The sequence below is a fragment of the Streptomyces avidinii genome (assembly GCF_045161815.1).
Classification (GTDB): Bacteria; Actinomycetota; Actinomycetes; order Streptomycetales; family Streptomycetaceae; genus Streptomyces; species Streptomyces avidinii.
Window position 1 is genome coordinate 7,215,179 of the sequence record NZ_CP108863.1, and the last position, 16,148, is coordinate 7,231,326.

General features: G+C 71.3%; 14 protein-coding genes. All 14 read right to left on the bottom strand.

Annotated features, from left to right (window positions below):
• Positions 1 to 38: 38 nt before the first annotated feature.
• Positions 39 to 1,307, bottom strand: a complete 1,269-nt coding sequence (locus tag OG373_RS32605) for an MFS transporter (RefSeq protein WP_405441994.1) — start codon at positions 1,305 to 1,307, stop codon at positions 39 to 41.
• A complete protein-coding gene (locus OG373_RS32610; RefSeq protein ID WP_405441996.1) occupies positions 1,304 to 2,665 on the bottom strand; it encodes a hypothetical protein in 1,362 nt (453 codons plus the stop codon). The genes OG373_RS32605 and OG373_RS32610 overlap by 4 nt, the downstream gene beginning before the upstream one ends.
• A complete protein-coding gene (locus OG373_RS32615) occupies positions 2,662 to 3,570 on the bottom strand; it encodes an aminotransferase class IV (protein ID WP_405441997.1) in 909 nt (302 codons plus the stop codon). Before OG373_RS32615 ends, OG373_RS32610 begins: the two co-directional genes overlap by 4 nt.
• Positions 3,570 to 4,643 carry an isocitrate/isopropylmalate dehydrogenase family protein gene (locus tag OG373_RS32620; protein ID WP_405441999.1) on the bottom strand — a complete coding sequence of 358 codons (1,074 nt, stop codon included), beginning with the start codon at positions 4,641 to 4,643 and terminating at the stop codon, positions 3,570 to 3,572. The genes OG373_RS32615 and OG373_RS32620 overlap by 1 nt, the downstream gene beginning before the upstream one ends.
• Positions 4,640 to 6,667, bottom strand: coding sequence for an aconitase family protein (locus OG373_RS32625; RefSeq protein WP_405442000.1), 2,028 nt, complete (start codon positions 6,665 to 6,667; stop codon positions 4,640 to 4,642). The genes OG373_RS32620 and OG373_RS32625 overlap by 4 nt, the downstream gene beginning before the upstream one ends.
• The gene (locus tag OG373_RS32630; RefSeq protein WP_405442001.1) at positions 6,664 to 7,911 is read right to left on the bottom strand and encodes a GNAT family N-acetyltransferase; all 1,248 of its coding nucleotides are present in this window, start codon (positions 7,909 to 7,911) and stop codon (positions 6,664 to 6,666) included. Before OG373_RS32630 ends, OG373_RS32625 begins: the two co-directional genes overlap by 4 nt.
• A complete protein-coding gene (locus tag OG373_RS32635; RefSeq protein ID WP_405442003.1) occupies positions 7,901 to 8,695 on the bottom strand; it encodes a class I SAM-dependent methyltransferase in 795 nt (264 codons plus the stop codon). The genes OG373_RS32630 and OG373_RS32635 overlap by 11 nt, the downstream gene beginning before the upstream one ends.
• Positions 8,692 to 9,852 (bottom strand): LeuA family protein, encoded by a 1,161-nt coding sequence (locus tag OG373_RS32640; RefSeq protein WP_405442005.1) that lies wholly within the window; start codon positions 9,850 to 9,852, stop codon positions 8,692 to 8,694. The genes OG373_RS32635 and OG373_RS32640 overlap by 4 nt, the downstream gene beginning before the upstream one ends.
• On the bottom strand, positions 9,849 to 10,436 hold the full coding sequence (locus OG373_RS32645) for a hypothetical protein (protein WP_405442006.1): 588 nt from the start codon (positions 10,434 to 10,436) through the stop codon (positions 9,849 to 9,851). Before OG373_RS32645 ends, OG373_RS32640 begins: the two co-directional genes overlap by 4 nt.
• Positions 10,433 to 10,756 carry a chorismate mutase gene (locus tag OG373_RS32650; protein ID WP_405442008.1) on the bottom strand — a complete coding sequence of 108 codons (324 nt, stop codon included), beginning with the start codon at positions 10,754 to 10,756 and terminating at the stop codon, positions 10,433 to 10,435. The genes OG373_RS32645 and OG373_RS32650 overlap by 4 nt, the downstream gene beginning before the upstream one ends.
• On the bottom strand, positions 10,756 to 11,691 hold the full coding sequence (locus OG373_RS32655) for a hypothetical protein (protein ID WP_405442009.1): 936 nt from the start codon (positions 11,689 to 11,691) through the stop codon (positions 10,756 to 10,758). Before OG373_RS32655 ends, OG373_RS32650 begins: the two co-directional genes overlap by 1 nt.
• Complete coding sequence (locus tag OG373_RS32660) at positions 11,688 to 12,164, bottom strand: GNAT family N-acetyltransferase (RefSeq protein ID WP_405442010.1); 477 nt, start codon at positions 12,162 to 12,164, stop codon at positions 11,688 to 11,690. Before OG373_RS32660 ends, OG373_RS32655 begins: the two co-directional genes overlap by 4 nt.
• Positions 12,161 to 14,170 carry an aminodeoxychorismate synthase component I gene (pabB, locus tag OG373_RS32665; RefSeq protein ID WP_405442011.1) on the bottom strand — a complete coding sequence of 670 codons (2,010 nt, stop codon included), beginning with the start codon at positions 14,168 to 14,170 and terminating at the stop codon, positions 12,161 to 12,163. The genes OG373_RS32660 and pabB overlap by 4 nt, the downstream gene beginning before the upstream one ends.
• Positions 14,171 to 14,578: 408 nt before the next feature.
• Positions 14,579 to 15,883, bottom strand: coding sequence for an adenosylmethionine--8-amino-7-oxononanoate transaminase (locus OG373_RS32670; protein WP_405444282.1), 1,305 nt, complete (start codon positions 15,881 to 15,883; stop codon positions 14,579 to 14,581).
• Positions 15,884 to 16,148 lie beyond the last annotated feature (265 nt).

Genomic DNA, 16,148 nt, shown 5'->3' on the forward strand with positions numbered 1-16,148 from the left:
TGTGTGCGGTGCTGTTCCCGCTGTCGGTGCGATGGTGGTCATGCGGCCGCGTCCCCGGCCTGCAGCCGAGGTGCGGAGGGTCTGACGGTCAGGCCGCGCACGCCGGCGCTGCACAGCGCGAGGCCCGTGGCCGTGACGACCAGGACGGCGCCTGCCACCAGCGTGGTGTCGATGCCCACGTGGAGCGCGATCGGGCCGGCCGCCACCTCGCCGATCGGGATGGCCACGAACGAGCCGAGCGCGTCGTAGGAGTACACGCGGGCGAGTCGCTCGGGAGGAATGTTCTCCTGCAGGGACACGTCCCAGGCGACGGCGAGTTGTTCGAGCGCCACACCGTTGATGAACATCGCGGCCAGCAGCAGCGCCGTGTGCGAGGTGGTCGCGAGGGCGAGCAGCGGCACCGCCTCGAACGCGCCGACGGCCGCTCCGATCCGCAGGGCGTGCCGGGGCTGGGTGCGGGCCGCGATGATGCCGCCCGCGAAGGCGCCCGCCGTCTGCGCGGCGAGCAGCAGCCCCCAGGTGGTCCGGCCGAAGGACTGGTCGGCGATGGTGGGCCCGAGGACCTGCAGTCCGCCGGCGACCACCGCGTTGATGACCAGGAACTGGAGCACCACCACCCACACCCAGGACCGGGAGGTGAACTCCGACCAGCCCTCGCGCAGTTCGGCCAGCGGCCGGGCCGGTCCGTCCGCCGCCGACGGGGTCTTCGCCACCCGCAGCCCGGCGAAGCTGAGCCCCGCGAGGAGGAAGACCGCCGCGTTGACGGCGATGCCCCAGCCCGGTCCCGCGAAGCCGACGACGATCCCGCCGGTCGAGGCGCCGAGGACCATGCCCGCGTTGACGGCCATCCGGACGAGCGCGTTCGCGGGCCGGATCATGCCGGCCGGTACGGTCTGCGGTACGAGGGCGGCGGCCGCGGGCAGCGAGACCGCCGACACCATGCCGTTGATGACGCTGATGACGACCAGCACCGGGATGGAGGCGAAGCCCAGCAGCACGCTCGCCGCGATCACCGCCTGGGCCAGCCCGGCGGCCACGCTCGACCCCTGGAGCACCAGCCGGCGCGGCAGCCGGTCGGCGATCACGCCGCCGAACAGCAGCAGCGCCACATTGGCCACCGACCGCGCCCCGACCACGATCCCCAGGTCGATCAGCGAGCCGGTCAGGTCGAGCACCGCGAACGAGAGCACGATCGGCGCCATGGCATTGGCGAAGTACGTGGCCATGCGCCCGCCCGCCAGGCAGCGGAAGTTCCGCTGCCGCAGCGGGTCGCGCAGCGTGGGGGCCCGGGTGCCGTCGACGCTCACTGCCGGACCGTCGGACTCTCCACGATCAGCACGCTGTTGGAGGCAGCGCCCTGGTGCGTGTTGATGAGTTCGCCGGGCCTGGGCGTGGCGTGCCGGACATAGACGCCCGACAGCGCACGGCCGTACATCATCGGACCCAGCACGCAGGGCACGGCGGCGCTGCGGATCTCGCCGGTCGTCTCGTGCGCGAACTCCAGGGTGACGAGGTCGGCGTCCACCACGCGCTGGAGGATGTGGTCGCCCTGATCGGCGGCCCGCAGCAGCAGCTCCCGCCACTCCTCCTCGGTCACCGAGCGGCCCATGGTCACTCCGGCGCCGCCGTAGCCGTCCCCGGGTTTGAGCACCAGGGAGGTCCGGTCCTCGCCGAGCGCCCCGGCCCGAGCCATCGTGGTGTGCGGCACGTGGCGGCGTACGAAGTCCCGGTCGGCCGGGTCCAGCAGCTCCAGGTCCTCCCAGAGCCAGGCCAGCGCCCGCTTGTCGCTGACGGGGCTGGTCGCTTCCGGGGTGTACATCCGGGCCGTGCCGGCCAGCAGGGCACCGACCAGGGCGTCGAGCCCCGGGCCCGCCTGCTCGACGGGCAGGAAGAGCCGGAACACCCCGTGCGCGACCTGCTCGCCGGCACGCAGCCGCTGCCGGTCGTCGAGGGTCAGCCGGTCGAGCGGATACCCGACCACGGTGATGCCGTGCGCCTTGCCCCGTTCGGCCATGGGGGCCAGGAAGGAGATGAAGTCGTCCGGATCGGCCAGGTGGTCGAGGCCGTCCTCGCGGAAGACGGGGACGACGAGCGTGCTGCCGTCGGCCAGACCGAGGAAGGAGACCAGCTCGGCGAAGAACGCGTCGACCGCGGACGGCGGGGTCCGCAACGGGCCCACGGGTTCCTGCGCACCGGCCCCGGCGGGCCCGGCGTAGACCTCCTGGAACTGCGCGGCGATCAGGTCGGCCTCGATGGCCCCGCCGATCGCCCCGTCGATGTTGAGCTCGACGACCTTGGGCACGCCGCGCTCGACCATCACGTCGGCGCGCAGGGACGTCAGCAGGTGCGGGCCCAGCGGCTCCGCCGGATCCAGCAGCGGGAACTGCTCCCGCGGCATGGAGAGGGCGGCCAGCAGCTCACCGGCCGTCGTCACCCGGCGCAGGCACGCGTCGAGCACCAGCCCCGCCGCGCGGTCCGCGACCGCGCCCACCAGCTCGTAGGCCTCGGCGCCCAGCATCAGCGGCCGGGTCGGGCACCAGGAGTCCGCGAGACGCGGCACCCCGGCGTGCGCCCGGCGCCAGTGCTCCCGGCCGAGCGCGTCGATCCGCCCGCGCGCCTCCCCGGGGAGGGCGGCGTACAGATCGACGACGAGGGCCTCGCTCATCCGGCCGACACCCACTTCGCATAGCCGGGCAGCAGCCCCAGCTCGGCCTGCCGGTAGGCCCGCACGATGTCGGCCACCACGGGGTTGTCCGTGTCGAACACGGCCGCGTCCACGCTCTGTACGGGGCGGACGCCACCGGCGGTGCTCGCCACGCACAGCGCCTCGCAGGCCAGCAGGTCCGCCGGCGCCAGCGGGCCGCGGTCCACCGCGTACCCGAGGTCGCCGGCCAGCTCGATGACCGAGTCCAGGGTGATCCCGTCCAGTGCGGCGGGCGAGTCGGGCACCAGGAGGGTACGGCCGCGCACCCCGAAGACGTTCTGCACGGTGCACTCGGCGACGGCCCCGGTGTCGTCCAGCATCAGCGCGTCGTCGCAGCCGCGCTCCCGGGCGTCCAGCCAGGCGATCCTGGAGTTGAGGTAGCCGGCCGACGCCTTGGCCTTGGTCGGGTAGGCGTGCGGGCTCAGCCGGGCGACCTCGGACAGGGCGAGCCGGGGCCGCTGCGCGCGGATCACCGCGTCGAAGCCCGAGACGTCGAAGGCCAGGACGGCCACCTGGGCCTGCGCGCCGGGCGCGGCCAGGCCGAGCACCCCGTCGCCGAGGAAGGCGAGGGGACGCAGGTAGGCCCGGCGCAGACCATTGGCGGTCAGCGTCTCGTGGCAGGCGGCGGCGAGCTCGGCGGGGGACTGCGCGAGCGAGGTCCCCACCAGGCGGCAGGACTCGGCGAACCGGGTCATGTGCTCCTGGAGCCGGAAGATGTGGTGGCCCTCGTCCCCGGAGGGGAAGGCGGAGATGCCCTCGAAGACACAGAGTCCGTAGTGGAGGCTGTGGTTGGCGAGGGTCAGCGCGGTGTGGCCGGCGGGGACCATGTTGCCCTGCCACCACATGAGCTTCGCTGGTTCGTTCATCATCGGTCCTCGTCGCGCCGGGCGATCGCCCGGCATATCAGGTCGCCCACCTCGTCGGTGCGTGCGGTGCCGCCCAGATCGGGTGTCAGCAGGTCCCCGCGCAGTACCTCGTCGACGGCGCGTTCCACGGCACGGTGCGCCGCGCGCAGCCCCATCCGGTCCAGCATCAGGGAGTAACTCATCACCGAGGCCAGCGGGTTGGCCCGGCCGGTACCGGCGATGTCCGGCGCACTGCCGTGCACCGCCTCGAAGACGCCGAAGAAGGAGGTGTCCTCGGGGTCGTAGCTCGCCGAGGGCGCGACCCCGAGCCCGCCCGCGAGCATGGAGGCCTCGTCGCTGAGGATGTCGCCGAAGAGGTTGCTCGCCACCACCACGTCGAACCGGGCCGGGTTGCGGATCAGTTCCATGGCGGCGGCGTCGACGTACAGGTGGTCGCACTCCACGTCCGGGTAGGACGCGGCGAGGGCACGGAAGCGGCTCTGCCACAGCGGGCCGGCGCTCGGCATCGCGTTGCTCTTGTCCACCAGGGTGAGCCGGTGGCGCGGGCGGGAGCGGGCGAGCTCGAAGGCGGCGGTGAGGGCCCGGTCCACGGCCCACCGGGTGTGGACGCCGACCTCCATGGCGACATGGCCGGGGCGGCCGCCGCGGACCGTGCCGCCGACCCCCACGTACACGTCCTCCGTGTTCTCCCGCACCACCACCAGGTCCACGTCCCCCACCTCGCGCACGTGCTTGAGGGGGCAGTGGGCCAGGGTGCGCAGCCGGACCGGGCGCAGGTTGACGCTCAGTTCGAGCTGCTGGCGCAGCCCGCCGATGATTTGGATCGCGTGCCGGTTGTCCGGGATGCGGGGGTCGCCGAGCGCGCCGAGCAGCACCGCGCCGTAGGCGCTGCCGATCGCGGGGATGTCGATCTCGACGTCCCCGTGCTCCAGGAACCAGTCGGCGCTGTAGGGCAGCACCTCGGTCTTCAGCCCGGTGCCGAAGGCGTCCTCGACCACCGCGTGCACCTTCAGCACCTCGGCCATGACCTCGGGACCGATGCCGTCTCCCGGGATGACCGCGAGGGTACTCATCCGGCCGACGCCTCCGCCCGGACCTGCTCACCGGCGTACGCCACGAGGCCGCCCGCGGTCAGCAGCTCGCGCTCGAACGCGGAGGGCGGGGTGATGGGCGCGGACGTGCCCCGGGTCACGTTGACCAGTTCGCCGCGCTCGTCGTCGACGACCAGCCGGTCGCCCTCCCGGATCTCGTACGCGAAGTCCCCGACCTCGACCAGCCGCAGGCCGATGTTGAGGGCGTTGCGGAAGAAGATCCGCGCGAAGCTGTGCGCGACGACGAACGGCGCGCCCGATGCCTTGATGCCCATCGGGGCGTTCTCCCGGGAGGAGCCGCAGCCGAAGTTCATCCCGCCCACGATCACCGAGCCGCTCAGATCGTGCCCGGTGCCCGCGTAGTGGTCCAGGAACGGCTGGTTGCCCGCGTGGGCCATGATGTGCTTCTTGTACTCGGCCGGGTCCGGGATCTGGCAGAAGACGCCCGGCAGGATCACATCGGTGTTGATGTGGTCGCCGAAGACCCAGGCCAGGCTTCCGGCGTCGGCCGCCGCGGCGGAGTCCGGGGCCGTCACGGGTGCTTCGTCCTGCGCACCGGTCCCCGGCGCCCTGCCCTCGCGCGCCGCGTGGAGCGCGAACAGCTCCTCGATGCCGGCGCGCACCGCGTCCTCGTCGGCGTAGTAGTCGCCGCGGTCGCCGATGGGGGCGAGCATGCCGGTCAGCGCGGCCCGCGCCGCGATGGCGGGGCTGGCCAGGACGACACTGGCGTCCACGTCGCCGCAGCGACCCCGGAAGTTGCGGTTGGAGGTGAAGATCGCGACCTCGCCCTTGCCGAGCACACCGGACTTGATGCCGATGCAGGGCCCGCAGCTGGAGGACTCCACGTAGCAGCCGGCCTCCAGCAGGACGTCGATGAGACCCTCCTTCATCGCCGCCCGGTAGGCCTTCTGGGAGGCCGGGATGACGATGGTCCGCACCCCCTCCTTGACGCGCTTGCCCCGCAGGACGTCCGCGACGACCCGCAGGTCCTCCAGGTGCCCGTTGGTGCAGGAGCCGATGAAGACCTGGTCGACCGGGATCTCGCCGTTCGCGTCGGCGCGCCGGGCCAGCGGCGCCACCCCGGTCATCAGGTCCGCGCGGCCCTCGTACTCGTCCCAGTGGCGCAGGAGGTGCTGCAACTGGTGCGTGCCGACGGCGTTGTCGGGGGAGAACGGCAGCGCGACGGTGGGCTCGATCAGGCCCAGGTCGACGTCGATCACCTCCACGTACTCGGCGTCGTCCTCGTCGATGGCGAAGGTCGGGTAGGTGACCTCGTCGCCGAGGTAGTCGGCGAGCACCCCGTCGGTGGGGAACAGGCCGTACTTGGCGCCCATCTCCACCGCCATGTTGCTCAGCGACAGCCGGTCGGTGATCGCCAGGGAGGCGAGGCCGGGACCGCCGAACTCAAGGCTGCGGTAGACCGCGCCGTGCACCCCGATCAGGCCGCACAGGTACAGCGCCACGTCCTTGCCCTGCACGTGCGGGCGCAGGCTCCCGCGGAAGCGGACCAGGGTCGCCTCGGGCACCCGCATCCAGACGCTGCCCCGGACCAGCGCCATGGCCAGGTCGGTGGAGCCGATGCCGGTGGCGAGCGAGCCGATCGCGCCCGCGGTGCAGCTGTGCGAGTCGGCACCGACCGCCACGTCGCCGGGGCGGATCAGCCCCTGCTCGATGAGGATCTTGTGCTGGATGCCGCCGTCGTAGCCGACGTCGAAGACCTTGATGCCGTGCTTCCGGGCGAACCGGCGCAGCTCGACGAGGATCGAGGCCATCGAAGCGGTGTGGGTGGGGACGACATGGTCGAAGACGAAGGCCGTCCGCTCACGCTGCGCGGCGAGGCCGGCGGCGATGTACGCGTCGTCGAAGCCGGAGTCCCGAAGGATGTCCAGGGCCCACTTGACGGTCATCTCGCTGCCCCAGCACAGGTCGAACGGCAGGTCCACGACCTCGCCGGTGCTGACGGGACGGCCGAGTTTGTGCTCGAAGAGCTGTCGTACGAGTGTCATCGCAGAACGCGTCCATCCTGGTTACCGAGAAGCTGTTTCTTGAGGCAGTCGAAGACGGCGACGTACGGCTCGATCCGCCGCTGCGCCGCCGGTGAGGAGAACCGGATCCAGCCGCGCACCGCGGAGGGCCGGCAGCCGCGCAGCCGCTTCGCGTCGGCCGAACCCATGCCGTAGGCGATGCGGTGGGAGCCACCGCCGACGGCCAGTTCGACGAGGTGGTAGAAGACGAGGTTGAAGTAGGAGTACGTGGCCCCGACGGCGGCGTCGTCGAAGCCGAGGAACTTGGGGTGCAGGACGCCGCCCGCCTCCAGGCACAGCAGGAAGCCCCCGAAGTCGGCCCCTTCCGTCTCCTCGCGGCGCACCACGTACAGCGCGGGAGCCAGTCGCGGGGCACCGAGGAGTGCGGTGAACAGCCGCTCCATCGCCGTCCGGTCGACCGGCAGTCCGTACTTCTTCTGCTGTCCTTCGGAGAGTTCGGCGCAACGGGCGATCACCGCCGGGTCCGGGTCCGTGATCCGCTCGACCCGCATCCCGCCCTCGGCGAACTTGCGGATCTCGGCCCGCGCGACGGTGCGGCGCTTGCGTTCCAGGGTGCCCAGGTACTCATCCAGCGAGGTGCAGGACCCGGTGTCGAGGTCGTACTCCAGGTCGGAGAGGAACTCCAGGTAGCCGTGGTCGGCGAGGGCGCGGTGCAGGTCCCCGTCGGTGCCGGACTCCCACAGGAAGGACTGCGAGGGGATCGCCTCGTCCCGGCAGAACTCCTCCACCCCGGCGAGGAGTTCGCCGATCGCCGCCCGCCGGTCGATGCCCGGCAGGGTGAGCACACCGCTCGCGTACCCGTAGGGACTGGTCATCACCAGCGCCGGATAGCCGGCCGCACGCGTGTGGCCGGCCTCCGTGCGCACGACGGCCGTGAGCAGGGCCGCCGCCTCGGCGGACTCCTGCGGCGACCGGTCGCGGGCCAGGGCGCGGGTGAGGTGGTCGATCTCGTAGTCGCCGAAGAGCGCCCCCGTCGGATCGTGGTACGGGAACGCGTCCGGGTCCCGGACCAGCAGACCCTGCACCGCGGCCACGGTGCGCTCCCCGTCCCGCAGCAGGAACATGACCAGCTCGAAGCCGAAGCACTCCTCGACCGCGCGCAGCCAGTCGTGGGACAGGTACACCTGCGCCCGGGGGACGAGCGCGTCCCACTCCTCCCGGTCGACATCCGATGCCGACCGTACGACGGCGACCTCAGTTCCCACGGACGCCCACGCCCTTCGTGGCGACCGCGACCAGGCGCTCGGCCCGGTGGTCGTACGGCGCGCCGTCGTAGTCCCCGTGGAACCGCACGTCGGTGAAACCGGCGGCGCCCAGCATGTCCCGCAGCTCGCCGGCGCTGTACAGGAACAGCGTCATCGAACCGGTCGCCGCGCGGGAGCCCTCGATCGAGTACCAGTCGCTGCGCAGCCGGGTCCAGTCGTCGAGCACGGTGTCGCGCTGCACGAGGACCTTCCCGTCCCGCTCGGACAGGGACACGCGCTCGTCGAGCCGCGCGAGGATCTCCTTGCCGACGACGTCGATCAGCAGGGTGCCGCCCGGCGCGAGGCTGGTGTGGATGTTGCGCAGGACCTGGACGTTGTCCTCGTGCCGGTCGTAGTACCCGAACGAGGTGAACATGTTGACGACGGCGTCGAACGCACCCGGTTCGGCGAAGCCGAGCATCTCCGCCTCCACGAACCGGGCCTCGACGCCCGCCTCCCGGCAGTGCGTCCGGGCGCGCGAGAGCATCGGGGCACTGAGGTCCACCCCGGTGACCGCGTGGCCCGCGCGGGCCAGCGGCACGGTGAACAGGCCGGGCCCGCAGCACAGATCGAGCACACGCGAACCGGCCGGGAAGCGGAACAGCGGGGACCGCTCGACGATGCGCACCGCCTGCGCGGCACGCTCCGGGGAGAAGAGGTGCGGGTAGAAGTCGTTCCAGAACGCCTGGTCCTCGAACCAGGCGGAGGTGTCCTGCTCCTGTGCCTGTTCCTGCTCCGTGCTCATACCACCAGGGCCGTTCGCTTGCGGTGGATCTCCACGACCTGCGCCTCGGTGACGCTGGACTTCGACAGCACCGAGACCTCCTTGACCTCGCGGAGCACCGCGCCGAGGACCTCGTCGTCGTACGCGAGCCCGTGGGCGTCCAGCACGTGGGAGATGATCCCCTTGCCGGAGTGCTTGCCCATGACGATCCGCCGCGTGTGGCCCACCAGTTCGGGCCGCAGCGGCTCGTAGGCGGTGGAGTCCTTCATCACCGAGGACACGTGCAGGCCGGACTCGTGCGAGAAGGCGTTCCCGCCGACGATCGGCTTCATCGGGCTGACCTCGATGCCCGACAGGCCGGCGATCATCTCCGACATCGGCTTGAGGCGGGACAGGTCGACATTGGTCTCGAACCCGTACAGCTGGGTGAGGGCCACCGTCACCTCCTCCAGGGAGGCATTGCCCGCCCGCTCGCCGAGGCCGTTGATGGTGCACTGCACCTCGTCCGCGCCGCCCAGGATGCCCGCGACCGTGTTGGCCGTGGCCAGGCCGAAGTCGTTGTGGCAGTGCAGCGAGAGCGTCACGTGGATCTGCGAGCGCAGCCGCTGGATGAGCGAGCGGAAGGCGTCGGGGGTCGTGGAGCCGACCGTGTCCGCCACGCCGACCAGGTCCGCGCCGCTCTCCTGGGCGAGTACGAGGACCTCCTCCAGGTAGTCGTACGAGGTCCGGGTGGCGTCCTCGGAGCCGCAGCCGACGTACATGCCGAGGCCCTTGGCATAGGCGATGCCGTCGGCCATCTCCCGCTTGAGCCGGTCGCGCACCGCGCTGTCCGTACCGCCGAACTTGACCCGCATGTGCACGTCGGAGGTCGGTACGAAGGTGTAGATGGAGTCGGCGCCGCACGCCCTGGCGAGATCGATCTCGCTGCGGTTCGGCCGACAGAACGCCACCACACGGGCGTTCAGACCCAGCTCGGCCATGCCGCGCACGGCGTCCTGGTCGGCCTGCGAGGACGCCGGGAACCCGGCGTCGATGACGTCGACGCCCATCTCGTCGAGGAGACGGGCGATCTTCACCTTCTCCTCGACCTGGAAGGCCACTCCGCAGGTCTGCTCACCGTCGCGGAGCGTGGTGTCACAGACGCGGATCTTCCGCGCCGGGGATTCGGTCCCGCTCATGCGCCCTCTCCCAACAGGTACTCGCGGCACTTGGTGCCGATCACTTCGCCCGAGAACCTCGGACGGCGTCCGTAGACGACCCAGGTGGTGGTCACCGCGCCGATGTAGCGGTCCAGGCGCAGCGTGCCGTTCGACTTCTCCAGGTACTCCAGGTGCGTCAGGCCGGACTCGTAGGCCCCGGCCAGCAGCCCGGCGCCCACCACGGGCTTGGACGCCACGGGAACGACCTCCTCCCACTGCGACACGTCCACGTAGCCGGCGGTCGCCGGGACCAGGCCCAGCGACCTCGGCCGCTCCACGTCGGCGCGGCTGAGCAGCACCAGTTCCTTGGTGGGATACACGAAGGTGTCCACCACGTGGACCTCGCTGAAGTACCGCTCGGTGAGCAGGTGCACCTCGGGGTGCGCGCTGCACTGCACGAGGTAGTCGGACTCGCCGCGGCGCACCCGTTCGAGGCCCTCGTGCAGGTCGATGGTGAGGTCGATCTTCGCGTCGTTCTCGATGCCCTGGAACCCGAAGTAGTGCTGTACGGCGTTCTCGTGGCAGCTTCCCTCGGGACCGAGGGTGGTGAAGGTCAGGGTCATCGCAGTGCCTCCGCGGTGGCAGCCGCGGGAGCGTCGATGATCTCGTCCTCCAGGCGGCACGCCTCGTCGATGAGCAGGGTCGCCAGTGAGCGCATGAAATCGGGTGACAGGTCCAGCCCTTCGCCGCGGGCCGCGTACGCCTCGCGGACCGCGGTGACCCGGTGCGGCTGCATCATCGGAATGCCGTTGGCCCGCTTGACCTCGGCCACCTCGCAGCAGATCGCCAGGCGCGCCGCCACCAGCTCGGCCAGCTGCTGGTCCAGTGCCTCCAGCCGCTCCCGGAACGGCTGGAGCAGGCTTTCGGGAGTCGCGTTCGTCATCACGAGGCCTCCAGGGCCAGGGCGCGTGCGGCGCCGCGCAGGGACGGGAGTCCGTATCCGCCCTCCTGGACGAAGACGGTGGGCAGCCGCTGCTCGGCGATGAGCGCGGCGACGGGCCCGAACACCTCCGGTGGCAGGGTCCAGGAGCCGTGCGGGTCGCCCGCGAGGACGTCGTAGCCGACCGAGACCACCAGCGCCGCCGCCTCCTCGCGGCGCAGGTGGGCCAGGGCGTCCGCGACGAGTGCCAGGAAGCCCTCCTGGGTCGGATCGGACCGGACACCGAAGAGACCCGGCCCCGGCTCGAAGGCGTACGGGAAGTCCTTCGGATCGCTGGAGTGCACCGAGGCGAACGGCAGGGTGGGATCGCCCTGCACGAGAGCGAGGGTGCCGTTGCCCAGGTGGTAGTCGACGTCGAGGATGCCGACCCGCGTCACGCCCTCCTCCTGGAGGGTCCGCGCGGCGACGACGGCGTTGTTGACGAAGCAGTAGCCGCCGTACCAGCCGGGACCCGCGTGGTGGCCCGGGGGCCGCACCAGGGCGTAGCTGTTCTCCCCGTGGCGGGCCGTCAGCTCGGCCGCCCGGACGGCCGCGGCCGCCGCCCCCAGCGCCGCGGGCCACACCCCGCGGGTGACCGGGGTCTCCTGCTCCAGCCCGGGGGCCGAGAAGGCGCTGTCGAGCACCGACTCCGCACCCTCGGGCACCCCGTGGCGCAGGTGGTCCAGCAGCTCCTTGTCGTGCACCGCCCCGACCAGCCGCCCGGCGCGGGCGAGGCTGTCCGCACCGAGCGGGGCGGAGACCGCGCCGCCGTCGAGCAGACCGGCCAGGATCTCGTGGATCCGCTCCGGGATCTCCTTGCTGGCCACCTGGGCACCGGACGGCTCGACCGTGAACGGCAGCGCCTCGGACGCCTCGGGTATCACCACATGCAGCGTCATGACAGGTCCTTGATCACGCGCGGGCCGATGACGCGGAAACCGGAACGCTCGTAGAACGCCCGGGTCCGCGGGAACGAGGGGAACTCCTCCGCGGGCAGACAGACTTCGACCCGCCGGACGCCGTCGGCGGCGCACAGCCCGTCGAGGGCCTCCAGCAGCAGGGCAGCGACGCCCCGCGACCGCAGCGCCGGCTCCACCCACAGCTCCTGGACGTGCCGGTACGGCGCGGCGAGCCGCAGGGCGGTCTGGGTCGTGTACCCCAGTACGCCGACCACGCGCCCCTGTCCGTCCCGCGCGACCAGCACTCCGGTGCCGTCCCGGCCGGCGACGGCCGCGTCCACGGCCCCGTCCAGCCCGGGGATCGTGTGGGTGTCGTCCTGGCGCAGCTCCCGCAGGAGGGCGGTGACCGCCTCGGCGACGGCCGGTGCCTCCTCCGGCTTCGCCGGACCGGTCTCGAATTCGAGCGTGCTCATCCCTGGTACCTCGCAGCCGTTCCCGATGTGGCCTCGTGCAGCTCCTCGACGCCCAGGACCCGCAGCAGCGCCCGGGCCTTGAGCCGCGTCTCCTGGAACTCCTCCTCGCCGTCGGAGAGCACGATGAGCGCCCCGCCCACGCCGATGCGCACGCGGTTGCCCTCCCAGACGATGGTGCGGATGACGATGGACTGGTCCGCCGCCCCGTCGAAGCCGAAGAACCCGAGGCTGCCGGAGTACACCCCGCGCTCCTCCGGCTCCAGTCCGTCCAGCAGCTCCACCGTGCGCTTCTTCGGCGCGCCGGTCATCGAACCGCCGGGGAAGAGCGCCTCCACGCAGTCGACCGCGCCGCGGTCGGCGCGCAGCCGTCCGCGCACCGTGGTGACGAGCTGGTGCACGGTGGCGTAGGACTCGGCCGCCATCAGTTTGGGCACGTGCACCGTGCCCGTGTCGCAGACCTGGCCGAGGTCGTTGCGGAGCAGGTCCGCGATCATCAGGTTCTCGCTGCGGATCTTGCGGTCCGTCTCCAGCGCCGCGCGCGCGGCCTCGTCGGCCACCGGGTCGGCGTGCCGCGGGGCGGTGCCCTTGATCGGCTTGGCCTCGACCTCGCCGTTGCCCGCCACCGTGATGAACCGCTCCGGCGAGGAGCTCAGGAGCGAGCGCTCGCCGAGGCGCACGTACGCGGCGTAGGGGGCCGGATTGGTCGCCCGCAGCCGCAGGTAGGTCTCCAGCGGGTCGGCCTCGCTGGTCCCGCTGATCTGGTACGTGTAGCAGGCCTCGTACGAGTCGCCGTCCCGGAGCCACTGCTGCACGGTCTCGAAGTGCTTCAGGTACGTCTCCCGGTCGACGCCGGGCTCCAGTACGGCCGGTGCGGTCTCCCGCCGGGGCCGCGGCACCAGGGGGCGCCGCGCGAGCGCGCGCACCTCCTCGCACCAGGCGTCGTGCTCCTCGGCGGAGAGCCCCACCGTGATCAGGTAGCGCCGGTCGGCCTCGTGGTCGTAGGCCACGAAGCGGTCGACGCGCAGCAGCTCCGCGTCCGGCCGCTCGCCGCTGCCCGGACGGCCGATGCCGACGCTCCCCTTGACGCCGTAGCCGAGGTAGCCGAGGTAGCCGCCCGCGAACGGTACGGGCGAGGCGCCGGCCGCCACGGGGGTGGTCGCGAGCCCCGCCCGCAGGTGCTCGAAGACCGTGCCGGAGAGGCGTTCCATGGCCTCGTGGGTCTCGCGTTCGACGACGTCGGCGCCCGCGTAGGCACGCAGCACCTCCAGGCCGTCCCCGGCGCAGGCGCCGAGGTAGCTGTAGCGGCCCATCCCGTAGGCCGTGCGCGAGCTGTCGAGCCAGAAGCTGTACGGGCTCTCGGCGAAGGCGCGCAGGAACAGGCCCTCGGTGTCGAGCTCGACCTCGAGTTCGCTCCAGCGGAGCGCGGGCGCGATGCCGAGGAAGTTGGCGATGATCTCCTCGCCGTACTCGCTGTCCACCGACTCGGGATGGAACTGCACCCCGTGCAGCGGTCGTTCGCGGTGCTGAAGCCCCATCAGCAGACCGCCCTCGGACCAGGCCGTCGCGACGAGGTCCGCCGGCAGCGGTTCGGTGACGGCGAGGGAGTGGTAGCGCACGGCCCGGAAGCCCTGCGGGATGCCGGCGAAGACACCGGTCCCGGTGTGGGTGATCGCGCTGGTCTGCCCGTGCACGATCTCCGGCGCGTGCCGGACGTCGCCCCCGAAGGCCAGTGCCAGGCCCTGGTGGCCGAGACAGACGCCGAGGACGGGCACGGTCGCCTGTTCCAGCAGGGCCCGGCAGAGCCCGAAGTCCTCGTCCCTGGCCGCGGTGCCCGGGCCCGGCGAGATCACGACGTGGGTGAAGTCCTGTCTCAGCAGTTCGTCCGCCGTCGCCTCGTCGTTCCGCACGACGACGGGAGGCACGCCTGCAACCTTCCATATCAGCTGGAAGAGGTTCCACGTGTAGGAGTCATAGTTGTCTACGAGAAGGATCCGCAGGTCTATCACGATGTGGTCGAGCTCCTTGATGGCCGGAACGGCCTTTTGGGCACAGTGATCCGGCTGACCGACTTTTCTATCGGTGGTGATTCATCGGTGATGTGAATCGATGGCGCTGAATTGAGCGCACGTCGGCATGCTCAGGCGGATGCGCATGGCTATGCGGATGAAACTGACATTTTCTAGCCCCCGTAATGTCTGTCACAGCTCGGATCTTCCCGGACGCACGGACTGGTCGTGTGGTCGGTGCGCCGGTCCGAGAAGGTCGTTCCAACGTTCGATGCTAGCCATGCCGGGCCGAATATGCATCCCCGTGTGACTCAACCCACTTGCGACCTGCGGTAACGCGGTGAGTTGTTACTCGAGTCAGTTGGCGGGGCATCAGAACGGAATGCCGCATTCAGTACTGAGGGGGCATCAGCCGGCCTCCACGGCCGCCAGGACGCCGTCCGCGATCCGCGCCAGATCCTCGTCACCGGTGATGAACGGGGGCATGGAGTAGACCATGTCGCGGTAGGGGCGCAGCCACACGCCCGCGCGCATCGCGGCCCGGGAGGCGGCGGCCACGTCCACGTCGTGGTCGAGCTGGACCACGCCGATGGCGCCGAGCACCCGTACATCGACCACGCCGGGCAGCGTCCGGGCCGGCTCCAGATTCGTCCGCAGCTCCGCCTCGATCCGCTTGACCTGTGTGCGCCAGTCGCCCCGGACCAGCAGCTCGATGGAGGCGTTGGCCACGGCGGCGGCCAGCGGGTTGCCCATGAAGGTCGGCCCGTGCGCGAGGACGGGAAGCTCGCCGCGCGAGATGCCGTCGGCGATCCGGGGGGTGCAGAGCGTGGCGGCCATGGACAGGTACCCGCCGGTCAGGGACTTGCCCAGGCACATCACATCGGGGGTGACACCGGCGTGGTCGGCGGCGAACAGCTCGCCGGTGCGGCCGAATCCGGTCGCCACCTCGTCGAAGATGAGCAGCACGTCGTGGGCGTCGGCGAGCTCGCGCAGCAGCCGCAGGTAGCCGGGGGAGTGGAAGCGCATCCCGCCCGTGCCCTGCACCACCGGCTCGACGATCACGGCGGCCAGCTCGTGCGCGTGCAGCTCCAGGAGATCTGCCAGGTGAGCGGCGTACTCCTGGTCCACACCGGCGTCGAAGCCGGCCGGCGGGCGGTCCGCGAACACCTGGTCCGGCAGCAGGCCCGCCCAGGCGCTGTGCATCCCGCCGTCCGGGTCGCACACGGCCATCGTCTGGAAGGTGTCGCCGTGGTAGCCGCCCCGCCAGGTCAGCAGCCGGCGCTTCGCCGGGCGGCCGAGGGAACGCCAGTACTGCAGGCACATCTTGACCGCGACCTCGACGGACACCGATCCGGAGTCGGACAGGAACACGTGCCGCAGCGGGTCGGGGGTGATCTCGACGAGCTTCGCGGCCAGCCGTACGGCGGGCTCGTGGGTGATGCCGCCGAACATCACGTGGCTCATCCTGCCGAGCTGGTCGCGCACGGCCTCGTCCAGCACCGGGTGCCCGTAGCCGTGGACGGCCGCCCACCACGAGGACATGCCGTCGATGAGCTCGTCGGCCCCCTCCGCGGGCCGCGCCAGACGCAGCCGGACGCCCGAGGCGGACTCGACGACCACCGGGTCGGTGCGCCCGGGCATGGGGGCGTACGGGTGCCATACGTGGGCCCGGTCGAGGGCGACGAGTTGCTCGGGGTCCAGGGGCGGCGGCATGGCTGAAGACATGGGATCCGAATCCTCCTGACGGTTCGTCCTCTTGAAGGCGCTTCGCCGGAATCAGGCACCGACAAAGCGGTCCGAATATAACGACCGGCCCGATGCATTCAAGCCACATCTACTCCGGGGGTATGGGGTTTGACTTGAAATCGGCTTCCCTTCTTGATCGAGTCGTCGGCACAGCGGTGCTTTTCGGCCACTGATCAAGGTGATCGCCCTCACGTTAATGCCGTTATTGTCGCGACTTGATTGCTGGTACGTT

What these genes read in the sequence shown, in the direction of transcription:
- OG373_RS32610 (WP_405441996.1), bottom strand. Translation starts at nt 2,665, where the DNA reads ATGAGCGAGGCCCTCGTCGTCGATCTGTACGCCGCCCTCCCCGGGGAG.
- OG373_RS32615 (WP_405441997.1), bottom strand. Translation starts at nt 3,570, where the DNA reads ATGAACGAACCAGCGAAGCTCATGTGGTGGCAGGGCAACATGGTCCCC.
- OG373_RS32620 (WP_405441999.1), bottom strand. Translation starts at nt 4,643, where the DNA reads ATGAGTACCCTCGCGGTCATCCCGGGAGACGGCATCGGTCCCGAGGTC.
- OG373_RS32625 (WP_405442000.1), bottom strand. Translation starts at nt 6,667, where the DNA reads ATGACACTCGTACGACAGCTCTTCGAGCACAAACTCGGCCGTCCCGTC.
- OG373_RS32635 (WP_405442003.1), bottom strand. Translation starts at nt 8,695, where the DNA reads ATGAGCACGGAGCAGGAACAGGCACAGGAGCAGGACACCTCCGCCTGG.
- OG373_RS32640 (WP_405442005.1), bottom strand. Translation starts at nt 9,852, where the DNA reads ATGAGCGGGACCGAATCCCCGGCGCGGAAGATCCGCGTCTGTGACACC.
- OG373_RS32645 (WP_405442006.1), bottom strand. Translation starts at nt 10,436, where the DNA reads ATGACCCTGACCTTCACCACCCTCGGTCCCGAGGGAAGCTGCCACGAG.
- OG373_RS32650 (WP_405442008.1), bottom strand. Translation starts at nt 10,756, where the DNA reads ATGACGAACGCGACTCCCGAAAGCCTGCTCCAGCCGTTCCGGGAGCGG.
- OG373_RS32655 (WP_405442009.1), bottom strand. Translation starts at nt 11,691, where the DNA reads ATGACGCTGCATGTGGTGATACCCGAGGCGTCCGAGGCGCTGCCGTTC.
- OG373_RS32660 (WP_405442010.1), bottom strand. Translation starts at nt 12,164, where the DNA reads ATGAGCACGCTCGAATTCGAGACCGGTCCGGCGAAGCCGGAGGAGGCA.
- OG373_RS32670 (WP_405444282.1), bottom strand. Translation starts at nt 15,883, where the DNA reads ATGCCGCCGCCCCTGGACCCCGAGCAACTCGTCGCCCTCGACCGGGCC.